Origin of the sequence: Suttonella ornithocola, from assembly GCF_001889065.1 — a bacterium.
In the GTDB taxonomy this organism is placed as follows: Bacteria; Pseudomonadota; Gammaproteobacteria; order Cardiobacteriales; family Cardiobacteriaceae; genus Suttonella_A; species Suttonella_A ornithocola.
The window spans coordinates 1-11,395 of the sequence record NZ_LWHB01000148.1; the positions used below are offsets into that span (position 1 = coordinate 1).

At 35.6% G+C, this 11,395-nt stretch carries 12 protein-coding genes; 1 reads left to right on the top strand and 11 read right to left on the bottom strand.

Annotation, left to right across the window (positions count from 1 at the left end):
- Positions 1 to 53: 53 nt before the first annotated feature.
- Positions 54 to 407 carry a transposase gene (locus A5N85_RS10785; RefSeq protein ID WP_072577227.1) on the top strand — a complete coding sequence of 118 codons (354 nt, stop codon included), beginning with the start codon at positions 54 to 56 and terminating at the stop codon, positions 405 to 407.
- Positions 408 to 619: 212 nt separating this feature from the next.
- Here A5N85_RS10785 and gatB read toward each other — a convergent pair whose 3' ends face one another.
- From gatB to A5N85_RS16220, 11 genes are all read right to left on the bottom strand, one after another.
- A complete protein-coding gene (gene gatB, locus A5N85_RS10790) occupies positions 620 to 2,044 on the bottom strand; it encodes an Asp-tRNA(Asn)/Glu-tRNA(Gln) amidotransferase subunit GatB (protein ID WP_072577228.1) in 1,425 nt (474 codons plus the stop codon).
- A 62-nt stretch (positions 2,045 to 2,106) separates the two neighbouring features.
- Positions 2,107 to 4,284 carry a type IV pilus secretin PilQ gene (locus A5N85_RS10795; protein ID WP_072577229.1) on the bottom strand — a complete coding sequence of 726 codons (2,178 nt, stop codon included), beginning with the start codon at positions 4,282 to 4,284 and terminating at the stop codon, positions 2,107 to 2,109.
- 22 nt (positions 4,285 to 4,306) lie between these two features.
- On the bottom strand, positions 4,307 to 4,870 hold the full coding sequence (locus A5N85_RS10800; RefSeq protein ID WP_072577230.1) for a pilus assembly protein PilP: 564 nt from the start codon (positions 4,868 to 4,870) through the stop codon (positions 4,307 to 4,309).
- A gap of 7 nt (positions 4,871 to 4,877) precedes the next feature.
- Entirely contained in the window at positions 4,878 to 5,543 is a 666-nt protein-coding gene (locus A5N85_RS10805; protein ID WP_072577231.1) for a type IV pilus inner membrane component PilO, read from the bottom strand.
- A 5-nt stretch (positions 5,544 to 5,548) separates the two neighbouring features.
- Positions 5,549 to 6,169 carry a PilN domain-containing protein gene (locus A5N85_RS10810; protein WP_072577232.1) on the bottom strand — a complete coding sequence of 207 codons (621 nt, stop codon included), beginning with the start codon at positions 6,167 to 6,169 and terminating at the stop codon, positions 5,549 to 5,551.
- Positions 6,170 to 7,195 (bottom strand): type IV pilus assembly protein PilM, encoded by a 1,026-nt coding sequence (gene pilM / locus A5N85_RS10815; protein ID WP_072577233.1) that lies wholly within the window; start codon positions 7,193 to 7,195, stop codon positions 6,170 to 6,172. It abuts the gene before it with no gap.
- 39 nt (positions 7,196 to 7,234) lie between these two features.
- Positions 7,235 to 8,506: a citrate synthase gene (locus tag A5N85_RS10820; RefSeq protein ID WP_072577234.1), complete on the bottom strand. Its 1,272-nt coding sequence runs from the start codon at positions 8,504 to 8,506 to the stop codon at positions 7,235 to 7,237.
- Positions 8,507 to 8,574: 68 nt separating this feature from the next.
- A complete protein-coding gene (locus A5N85_RS10825; RefSeq protein ID WP_072577235.1) occupies positions 8,575 to 8,823 on the bottom strand; it encodes a type B 50S ribosomal protein L31 in 249 nt (82 codons plus the stop codon).
- A 98-nt stretch (positions 8,824 to 8,921) separates the two neighbouring features.
- Complete coding sequence (locus tag A5N85_RS10830; protein ID WP_072577236.1) at positions 8,922 to 10,028, bottom strand: lipid A deacylase LpxR family protein; 1,107 nt, start codon at positions 10,026 to 10,028, stop codon at positions 8,922 to 8,924.
- 9 nt (positions 10,029 to 10,037) lie between these two features.
- Entirely contained in the window at positions 10,038 to 10,535 is a 498-nt protein-coding gene (locus A5N85_RS16215; protein WP_072577237.1) for a phospholipase D-like domain-containing protein, read from the bottom strand.
- A 109-nt stretch (positions 10,536 to 10,644) separates the two neighbouring features.
- Positions 10,645 to 11,130, bottom strand: coding sequence for a PLDc N-terminal domain-containing protein (locus A5N85_RS16220; protein WP_211268174.1), 486 nt, complete (start codon positions 11,128 to 11,130; stop codon positions 10,645 to 10,647).
- Positions 11,131 to 11,395 lie beyond the last annotated feature (265 nt).

Genomic DNA, 11,395 nt, shown 5'->3' on the forward strand with positions numbered 1-11,395 from the left:
AAAAGGACAAGTTTGTCATGGAAGTGATAACTGGCATTTAAAGAACCAGAGCAATGCGATTGGTAGCCATTATCAATGGAGAATTGTTTGCCTTACGCTTATATGATGGTTCTATTAACAGCGATATTTTCTCTCATTGGGTGAGAGAAGCACTGTTACCTGAGTTACCTAAAAACAGTGTAATTGTCATGGACAATGCCGCTTTTCATAAACGCAGTGATATTCAAGCAATCATTGAAGAGCATGGGCATGAGATAGTTTGGTTACCCCCTTATAGTCCAGACTTAAATCCTATTGAAAAGATGTGGGCTTGGATTAAGCAAATACGCAAAGAATGGCGGATGGATTGTATTGATACTTTATGCTTTTATCTGCTTTGGATTGGATTGGATTGGATTGGGTTTTAGATGATTTCACTATATATACTGAGACCTTTGCTACTAGTAGAAAAATTCACACTATGATTTTAATATGTTTTTAAAATTTAAAAAAATGAAATTTCTCTATTTTATGTTTTTTTTACAAAGGTCTCATACTATATAATTTTCTCTCACAGTATTTCAATATAATTTATTCAAATAAATTATATTGTTACGAAAGATATGATTTTTATTTACGATTAACTTAATTTATTCACCAACATTTGATTAACTACTTTAGGGTTAGCCTTTCCTTGAGATTTCTTCAATACCTGTCCAACTAAGAAGCCTAACATTTTTACTTGTCCATTTTGATAAGCAGAAACTTGTTCTACACAAGAGGCTAATACCTCATCAACCCAAATTTCAATTTGGCTATCATCATTAACTTGCTTGTAACCTTTTTGTTCAATAATATCATCTACCGATAATGAACTATTATTCCATAACTCTATTAATACCTTCTTAGCATCAGCTGCAGAAATAATATTTTCTTTAATTTTTCCTAGCAACTCTGCAAATTGAATATCGCTAATTTTATTTTCTGAAAAACTCAAATTCCCTTCGTTTAATAATTTTGCTAAATCATTTTGCATCCAATTTACACAAATCTTAGCATCTTGCACTTTGTGATTGATACTATCAAAAAAATTACCCGTAAAACGGTCTTGGATTAAAAACTGAATGGTTTCTTCTGACAAATGATAATCTTTTGAATATCTTTCTTTTCTTTGCTCTGGTAACTCGGGAAGTTCCTCAGTCAACATTTTAATCATATCATCATCAACAGATAAGGTTAACAAATCAGGATCTGGAAAATATCTATAATCATTAGCATCTTCTTTTGTCCGCATAGTTCTGGTCTCTAACTTATCCGGATCGAACAATCGTGTTTCCTGAACAACGGTTTCTCCAGCCTCTAAAACCGCTATTTGTCTCTCAATTTCAATATTTATCGCTTGCTCAACAAAACGAAATGAATTGATATTTTTTAACTCCACTCTTTCGTTTAATACATCTGTACCTACTTTTCTAATCGAAACATTTGCATCACAACGAAAAGAACCTTCCTGCATATTTCCATCACTAATCCCTAAATATCGCACCAAATGATGAATTTTACGCATATAAGCAACGGCTTCTTCAGCGCTACGCATATCTGGCTCAGAAACCAATTCAATTAAGGGAACACCTGCCCTATTTAAATCAACTCCTGTTCTATCAGAAAAAGCATCGTGAACAGATTTCCCTGCATCTTCTTCTAATTGTCCGCGATTAATACGAACTTCTCTATTAAAAGCTTCTAAATAAATATTTCCACCCAAAATAATCGCTTTTTCTAACTGACTAATTTGATAACCTTTAGGTAGGTCTGGATAAAAATAATTTTTCCTCATAAATATTGCTGATTGATTGATTTCGCTATTCAAAGCTAAACCGAATAGTATTGCATATTTGACAGCTTGTTTATTTAATACAGGCAAAACCCCCGGATAACCTAAATCTATCTCGTTTACTTGCGTATTTGGAGCAGCGCCAAATTTTGTCGGAGAAGAAGAAAAAAGCTTACTTTGAGTAGAAAGTTGAATATGGAGTTCCAATCCAATAACAGCTTCATAAGACATACTATATCCTATATAAAAAATAAGAGCCCCAAGCAGGGGCTCCTGATTATAAAAAGAAATGATTATTCGCGCAAATTTGAAAACTTATCAGTATCAGTGAGTTTTCTATCAATAATTCTTGGGGTAATAAATACTAACAATTCATTTTTAGTGAAAACTTTATTTGTATTTTTAAATGCATGCCCAAGAACAGGAATATCTCCTAATAAAGGTACTTTATTAACCGAAGTTCCTTGCTCTTGCTCATAAATACCCCCTAAAACAATGGTCTCACCATTTTCTACTTCTACCTTAGTTTGAATTTCGTTGGTATCAATTGGTGGTTCACCATTTACTGTATTTGCATAATCTGCACGATCTTTAGTGATATGGATTTCCATACTGACCCGATCATTAGGCGCAATTCTTGGCGTTACTTCCATACTTAACTTAGCATCTTTAAATGAAGTCTGCGTACCATTATCACTTACAGATGTATAAGGAATTTCCTGACCAGCAGCCACGAGTGCTTTGTAACCATCTTGCGTAACTACTCTTGGACTAGAAATAATTTCAGAGCGACCTTCAGCTTGCATCGCTTGCAACTCTAAATCTACCAATACATCGCTGCCTAAAATAGAAATACCATAGGAACCCGGAGTTACTCTACTTTGAGCTGGTAAATTAACCCCTAGACGTTCTGCTAAAGTAGCTTCATCTCCAGTACCATTATAATGACCCGCATAATTAAGTGTTCCACTGCCAGTTACATCTCCCCTTTGAAAAGTGACACCAAATCGCGTTCCCAAATCTCTTTGATAATTATCTGTGGTAATCACTAAACGGGAATCTACCATGACTTGACGTACTGGCTCATCTAATTTAGCGACTAAATCTCTTACTGCTTGAATTCGAGAAGGAATATCATTGACCAATAAGGTATTGGTACGAGCATCAACTGCAATACTACCTTTTGCAGAAAGAATAGTATCTTCACTAGTTTTCATTGAATTCCCGTCAGTACTTGCGGATATGGATTTTTTAGAATCTTCAATAATTTTAGCAATATCGCTTGCTTTTGCATATTTTAATTGAATCAGTTCTGTATGTGACGGTTGTAAAAACTGTTTCTCTCGATATGCTTGTAAAGCTTTAATTTCCATATCATTTAGTTCAGATTCAGGCGCAATATAAATAACTTTATCCACTTTACGCATCGCTAGTCCTTTTGTTTTCATAATAATATCTAGTGCTTGATCCCAGGGAACATTGTCTAAGCGTAAAGTAATATTACCAGTAACACTATCACTGACGACGATATTATTATTAGTAAACTCTGCAATAATTTGAAGAACAGCTCTAACTTCAATATCTTGGAAATTTAATGATAACGCGCGCGCTGTATAAACCTTATCTGACCCAAAACCTGATAATTCACGCACTTTTCTTGCAGCTTCATCTTCTGAAGGTTTTTTTACTTCTATAGAATAAGTATTGCCATTTTGATAAGTGACATATTCATACGCATTACGTCCCATATTTACGGTTAACCGCGTATCGGCACCTTTACGGGTAATATCAACATACCGCACTGGAGAACCATAATCTGCAACATCTAATCTTTTTTGTCCAGATTTAGGAACCATATAGTTAGCAATCGTTGCAACAATGTTAGAACCTTCCGTTTTAACACTTACCAAAGCATCATTATCTGGTAAAGTAAATGATAATACTCCCCCATTTTTCCCATTTTTGTGAAACATTGGTGCTAAATCGGGTACGCTAGCCGTTTGAATTTTATTATTTTTATAAGAAGAATTATTAGTTATGGTAGAAGATACATTTAATTTTACTGGTTGTGCGGTAGCAGGTACGGAAAAATTATTTTTTCCTACCGTCTGCTGGATTTGAGGTACGGTTACATAAACATCTTTTCCAACTAAATTAACAGTATACTTCGTTGGTAAAGCTAAGTTCACTACTGCTCGAGTTTTATTATCTCCTTGAATAACATTGACAGAATATATTCCATTTTGATTGATGTCAGTTTCCCTACTTTTTAAAGCTGAAGTTGTATTAGGAAAATCTAAAACAATACCGGCCGGAGAATTCGTGTTAAAAACACTTGGCGTAACGCTTGCATTTTTAAAAATAATTTGATAATCACCTTGCGCATTAACAGCAGTAGTAACGGAACTAATTGCTGCAGCGAAGCTGCCAGAAGTGGCAAGTAAAATACTTAAACAAAGAACCTTTTTCATGAGTCATCCTATACTTAAAATATTAATTAAATAATTCCAAAGTTGTCATTCTATTTTGCCACCCACGTGGAACTTTCTGCTTTTCTTGGATTACTATGTGATCGGGATAAATACTCATTATTCGACCATTATTTTTTCCTAAATATTCTCCAACTTTTGCTTCAGTAACTCCGGCATCCGGTGTTGCAATAAGAACAGATTGCCGTTTTTTCCCATCTACGACAGTTCCTACCATTCTTAACTTATCCAAATCAAACCCTTCTAGAAAATAAGGTTCATGAGGCATAGGAGGTGGATCTCCACAGTCTGCTGACTCACAAGTTTGTGCCTCAGGTTTTAAATCAACTGCAGCATCTGTTACAAAAGGTTTTAATTTAAATGGATCTAAAGAACCTCCTTGATATTCAAATGGCTGATAGGTAGGAATATTGGGAATTGGGGGGAGATCCACTCTATGACTAGCTTTCATCTGATTTTGCGTATTTCGAATAAATTGACCTACTTCCTCTTGAGGACTTTCAAGAAGAAAGCCTGATAACATCAAATACGAAGGAATCAATAATAGTTTATATAAAGACTTATTCATATTTCACCTATTTACCTTTTTTATCGTCATCAGGTAATTCACCACGGCTTAATTTTTCAATATCTTGGTTATAAATATAGGTCTGCAATTGCCCAGTAACAGATATAGCATTATTAGCCCAAAATAGCGAACTATCTTTATCTCTATTAGCAGGCGCTATAGTCATTGATACATCTGCAATATTCATAATTCGTTCTAATTTTGTTAATTGCTCAGTGAATTTTGAAAAGTTTTCAAAATAGGTAGTTGTCGCCATAAAAATAGAAGAAATATCGTAATATTCTTGAACAATAGCATTTTTAGCTGGCGTAAAATCGCCGATATTGATATCGTTATCTATCGCAGCTTCATAAACACTATTGATTAACTCAGGCATTTGACTCTGTGTTGGCAAAAATGCTAACTGAGTTTTTAACTGTTCAATCAATTCTTCCGACCGCTTTTTATAATAGCTCAAATCCAAAGTATATTGATACAGTCTTTGATAATCATTTTTGGCATTTTCGATTTTAGTTTCATTTGCTTGAATTTCTTCTTCTACAGGAGTAATCATAAATCGGTAAGCTAAAAATATAATCAATACAACAATAATAATCCAAGCAATCACTTTATAATAAATTGGCCAACTACCTGGATTATTCATATCAATTTGGGATGGGGAAACAAATTTCATTTTGCTTACTCCTTATCTGAAAGTAGATTAAGCTCAATTGGTGAATTTGGTAAAACCGTAACAACCAAAGTAAACGTTCTTACACCTGTATTATCCGTTACATTATACCGTTCATTACTTTCAGCTCGCTTCATAGTATCTAATCGAATTTGAGAAAATTTCGGGAATTTTTGAAGAATTGACATAAAAGAAGCTACGCCACTCTCATTTTCAGCAACACCTTCAATCGTCAGTATACTGCTACCTTTTTGAACATCACTCGTAAAATTAATAGCATTGATAAAAACAGACTCTGGTGTTTTGGTGGCTAGATAATTTAATATTTCTACTGTCAAAGAACGCTGATTTTGCAATCCTTGAATAACAAGAATTTGTTTAGTCACTTCTTCTTGTAGCTTTTTCGCATGATTAACTTGTTGTTCTGCTTTTTTTAAGCTTGCTATTTCATTATTTAATGTAGATATTGCCGCGTCTTGGTCTTCCTTGTAAGTTTTCTTATAAAAATAATAACCAAAGCACAACCCAGCGGTAACCAAGGCAGTGACCATAGAGATTGTAATGAATTGTTTTTTCTGTTGCTCTCTTAATTGAGCACGCCATGGTTGTAAATTAAACTTTCTTGCCATTTATTTACCCTCCATAGCTAAACCAATTGCCAACCCATGATTCAGTCCAGATTGAAGGAGTTCGCTTTGCCCAGACTGTAATTTTATATGAGAAGATAAAGATAATAATTCTGTAGGAACAGTTAAAAGCGTTTTGAGTGCTGGAACTAGATCTTGAAGTTGAGAGCCACCACCTGTTAGATAAATAGAATCCAACTTTGTTGCTTCTGCACTACTGGCTTCATAAAAATCTATAGCTAAGTTGATTTGTTCTGCTAAAGAATGACTATAAGGAGTTAAAACACTGTCATTATATTCAGCGCCAAAAGCTTTATTTAATTTTCGTGTTTCAGCAGTCTCCATATCAATATCATAAATATCTCTAATCACTTCCGTGGCCTGATTACCACCTATTTGTGGTTCTCGAGCAAAAACATATTGACCATTTTGATAGACAAATAAACGAGAACGATTATATCCAATATCCAATATAGCTACTGTTGAACCCGAAACTTCTCCAGCTTGGATAAGATTTTCCACTAACCTTTCGTATGCAAAAACATCAACATCCACCTGCGGTGTTAATAATGTTTTTGCTTTATTAGCGAATAGAGCTGTTTTAGCATCTACTATATCTCGTCTAGAAGCAATTGTTAAATAAGAACCGTCTTTCCCCGGCTGATTTTCAAAATCAAAATAGACTTGATCAATGCTAAATGGTAGTGCTGGACTTAAATCTAACTCAATTGCACCTTCTAGCCCTTCTGCAGAAACATCTTCTGGCACCATTACATTTCTCATAATGGTATCACCCACATTAACATGAATGACTGGCTGACCTTTTGTTAGCTTATAAATCTTAGATTTAAGAATTTGAGAGATAAAATCTTTTAAAGCTTGTCGGTCTTTACTTTCACGAACAGTACTCGGAACAATTTCATAGCCTAAAAAGTTTGAGACAAAAGATTTGCCCGACTTTTTCAGCCGAGCAATCTTTATAGCATATTGACCGATATCGATACCGATAAGATCGGGATTTCCCAACATTATTAACTCCTTTTAGTTGCCGGGACTTAAGCCACGGTACTAGATACTACGTTCTTTTTCGCCCATATACATTTGACGAGGTCTGCCGATACGATAGCCTTCACTAATCATTTCATTCCAATGTGCTACCCAACCTGCTGTTCTCGCAACTGCAAACATGGCGGTAAACATATTTACAGGTATTCCTAAGGCACTGTAAATAATTCCTGAATAAAAATCAACATTCGGGTAAAGTTTTCTTTCTACAAAATAATCGTCTTTGAGTGCAACCTCTTCTAATTTCATAGCTAATTCCATTCTAGGATCATTACCATAATGTTCTAAAACTTCATAACAAACTTTCTGAATAATTTTTGCTCTAGGGTCATAGTTACGATAAACACGATGACCAAATCCCATCAGTTTGAACGGATCTTCCTTATCTTTTGCACGAGCGATGAATTTATCAATATTTTTAACATCGCCAATTTCATCAAGCATATTTAATACAGCTTCATTAGCACCTCCATGAGCAGTTCCCCATAAAGCTGCAATACCTGCAGCTACTGCTGCATAAGGATTTGTTCCCGTACTACCGGCCAATCTTACGGTAGAAGTAGAGGCATTTTGTTCATGATCAGCATGTAAAATAAATAATAAATTAAGTGCTTTTACTGCCAATGGATCAACTGCAAAACGGCTGCCTGGTCTTGCAAACATAGTGCGTAAGAAATGCTCTGCATATCCGTCTTCTTCTTTAGGGTAACCAAATGGATAACCACGGAAGTGTCTATAAGTACTGGCTGCAATAGTTGGCATTTTTGCGATCAAACGCATAGCCGTAATATATCTGTCTTCAGGATTGTTAATATCTAGACGGTCATGATAAAAGGCCGCTAGAGAACCTGTGACACCAGTCATCATTGCCATTGGATGCGCATCGTAGTGAAAACCTTCAAAGAAATTCTGAACGCGCTTATTCAACATACGGTAGAACTTTATTTGTTGTTCAAATTCTTCACTTTGTGCTTTATTTGGCAATTCACCATGATAAAGAAGATAGGCAACATCTAAAAAAGAAATATTGGCGTTACAGAGAGATTCGATGGTGTAGCCACGATACATTAACTTTCCAGCAGCACCATCTATATAAGTAATTTTACTTTCACAAGAAGAAGTTACTCCAAAACCCGGATCATGAGTAAAATATCCGGCTTCTTTAGGCAAATTTGCTATATCTATTCCTGGACGTCCTAATACAGGCTCAATTACAGGAAGCTCAACTTCTTTTTGATTAACTTTGTCAACTAAGGTAACTGTGCGCTGACTCATTCATATCCTCCATTGTAAGATAACTAAATGTTAAGTTACCCCAATGAAGGATATCGGTCAAGCAAGGGTTAAGATTTCTTACCGTATTTACGACGGAAGCGGTCAACACGACCAGCGGTATCAACGATATTTTGTGTACCAGTATAAAACGGATGTGATTGGCTACTAATATCTACACGAACTAATGGATACTCTTGACCATCTTCCCATTTAATCGTTTCGTTTGTTTCGATTGTAGAACGTGTCAAAAAAGCGAAATCTGCACTATTGTCTTGAAAAACAACAGGGCGATAATTAGGATGAATATCTTTCTTCATTTTAGGAACTCCAAAATATGTTTGCTTAAAAAGCGCAGCATTGTAGATTTCTTACCTTTTTTTTGCAAGGTTTTATTTTCTTAAATAATGTTTTATCGTTAAAAACGATAATTTAATGAAATAGAGCCAAAAATAGCACTCCTAGAATGCTCGCTATCAAACTCTTTGCTACGCCAATTCATTGTATAGGTAAAACGCATTTGATGATAAGTATAAGCCGCGCCAATGGCCGCATCTAAGACAAATGGTTTTTTCTTAACGCTATGACTATCTTTAAACGTATTGCCATCTAAAAAGATATTACGAAGCACCCATCGAGTATCTAATCCGCCGAAAATCATCCAACTATGTCCGCTATCTGGTGTTTCAAAAAAACCGCTACCTGGTAACGCCGGTCTAACACGAACAGGTTGTGCCTGCCAAGGCATATTGCGAGGCGTAATATCTAGGCTAATACCTGCACTAGCATATGTATAAACATTCCCTACTGTTACACCATAATGAGGATTTACTCGCGTATATATGCTATTTCCAATTTTAGCGCCGTAATATCCCGGATACGAACGCTCCCAAGAAAGCATAACACCGGGCTCATCATGAATTTGATGCGCCCATCCTTTTGGTTTATCAACGCCTTTTAATTTATGAAACTCCCTCTGAATTTGCTTTCCTTTTGCCGACGGTCCAACAATACCCAAAGTCAGCTCGACATCATCCATATGGTTCTCTGTGATTGTATTCATACCTACCGAACCATATAGAAATGCTGCATAAGGACGATCATTTTTAATATAGCCACTCTCTTTTATCGTATGAGGAGTATATAAATTATGACCCAAGGAATAATAACTTGTAGTAGTTTTGTTAATGGTAAACATTGGCAGTGCTCTATCTAACCAATGTAAAAAAGCAGGTTGCTCTTGCCCAACATTGGCATACCCAAATCTCAAGCCATTTGTGTAATCTCTATCCACTCCCGAACCAAATAAGTCATTCTCAATGCTAATCGTAAAAAAACGGTCATTAGTTTTTAAAATATGATCAGGAATTTCTTCAACAAGATTATCCTTTGGTCCTTCCAAAGTAATCTCTGGTAATTTATCAGACAACGCTTCTGGTGGTCGAATGACTTTTTGCCAATAATTTTCTTCTGCCATAGCAGTAGAGATGCTAGCAATCAAGCATACTATTGGAATGACCCTCACATTTTCTCCTTATAATAATGGACTAATTAAACGGACACATCTTTCAATAAACCTTGAAAAATAAGGCTGTTTCTGCCAATGCTTCAAAATAACAGGATGACTCTCCTGATAATAACTTTTTAATAACACCAAGATAGTTTGAACAGTTTCAACATCATACACAGCCAATGTGACTTCCATATTTAAATAGAAGCTTCGCATATCCATGTTAACTGTACCAAAAAATGCAAAGACTTCATCAATCACGATGGCTTTAGTATGCAGAAGTCTCTTATCAAAGACAACAATTTTTACACTAACGTCTAATAGCATTTGATAATACGCTTGAGAAGCTTTACTTACCAGCCAAGCGTCACTTTTCTTTGGCAAAATAAGGACGATATCAACACCTCTTTTTGCTGCGGTAGTTAATGCCAACAATAGCGTTTCATCAGGAACAAAATAAGACGTTGTAATCATGATAGATTTTTGTGCTGCATGAAGTGCACAAACAATCATTTCATACATAATATATATGATATTTTTGTGAAGGTGCAGATGGAATCACTTGTAAAATAGCATTTCCTACATCATCCACCAGCAAACGACATAACATCCCTCTTTGCGTCGCTGCCATTCATGCTTCTAAAACCTGCTCAACTCGACCTTTTCCCTCTAGGATATAAAACATTAGCAGAACCGTTTTTTTCGCCTTAGCAATATCTTCTGCTAATTGAGATAAAATCGCATCGCTATCTGAAAGTAACTTCACAGAATTTCCAGCCGCTAAGTCCAAACCGCTACGATGTGTGACCAATAACGAAATTTGCTGGAAACGCTCAGGAATATTTTTAACATCACTATCAGACTTTACGGGCATCTTAATATGCTGAGTAAATTCATCATAAAAAGCATTGATTTCCGCCATACGCTTCATCCGTCTATTGCCGAGTTTTGGTTCACCAATCAGTAAATACAACAACGTACTCAAATACGGCACCGCAAATAAAAACACCAACCAACCTAATGCAGCATCTGTCGAACGACGACTATAAATGACCCGCATGCTAATGAATAATGCCAAGATAAGATGACAAATAAACAACATACCCGAAGCAGACACGACTATCCTTTAACCAAATGCCAAAAATATATTATAAATAAGCACTATCAAAAAACAGTTTCTAAAACAAAGCGGTTTTGTTTTCGACCGTTTCTTTATACACTACCCCCAATCTATTCTGACACTTTGCTATGAAAATTCTCAGTTACAACATTCAAGCAGCCATTAACAGTAGCGGCTATATTAGCTACAGCTACCAATGGCCACGGCAACTCTTTCCAACACCGGCTAAGAAAAAAACACTTAAAGAAATTGCACAGTTCCT